This window comes from Bacillus glycinifermentans (assembly GCF_001042475.2).
GTDB classification, from domain to species: domain Bacteria; phylum Bacillota; class Bacilli; order Bacillales; family Bacillaceae; genus Bacillus; species Bacillus glycinifermentans.
In genome coordinates, this window is sequence record NZ_LECW02000070.1 from 1 (window position 1) to 702 (window position 702).

General features: G+C 46.3%; 2 protein-coding genes. Both read right to left on the bottom strand.

Annotated elements, in window-relative coordinates:
* Positions 1-94: 94 nt before the first annotated feature.
* Positions 95-469, bottom strand: coding sequence for an HNH endonuclease (locus AB447_RS23865; protein ID WP_021837717.1), 375 nt, complete (start codon positions 467-469; stop codon positions 95-97).
* Positions 470-495: 26 nt separating this feature from the next.
* A partial coding sequence (locus AB447_RS26545) for a hypothetical protein (RefSeq protein ID WP_057957781.1) occupies positions 496-702 on the bottom strand: 207 nt, incomplete at its 5' end.

A 702-nucleotide genomic window follows, 5' to 3' on the forward strand; every position in this document is an offset into this window, starting at 1 on the left:
TTTCGGGAACTTTGAAAAGCGGTGTTTGTTTACAGAAAAGGGGGCGCCGTTCCCGCGGCGGTTGTTTCCCAAGGATTTTTATAGGGGGGTATCCCTACTTGACCGACTTGCTTCGGTCGCCGTGAACCTTGTTATGGCAGGCATTGCAGAGACTTTCGAGATTTGAAAGGTCTAAACGCTTGGACCAGTCCTGCTTTACCTCCACAATATGATGGACCATGTCGGCAGGAGTGAATCGGTGTTCTCTCAAGCATTGCTGGCAAAGACGATTGTCACGAAGCAAAACAAGTTCTCTTGTTCGTTTCCATTCAGTTGATTTATAAAAACTTGTTATTGTTTTGTTTCTTGAATGTTTGTTGTAATGTTTCGTTTCCTCCTGCTGGACGTGCTTATGGTCAGGGCAGTAGCCCTCTCGGGTAAGGGCCTTACACCCATAGGCCTTACACTCCCTTAACGGCTTAGGCGGCATTGTAATCCTCCTTCAGTGTCAAACACTTATTGGTTCAGCTCTTCATTTGCTTGCTCGACTAAAGGCTGCATAAGTAGGCCAATACGCTCCTTTAAATTGAAATACTCTGTCAAAAGGCGCTCGGCTTTCTTTAGCCTCTTGGCTTTGTCGTACTGACTCTTCACACTTCTGATACGTTTTTGCAGCTCTCTAATTTGTGGGGTAGTCACAGAGAACACAGCCCTATGCTGGCA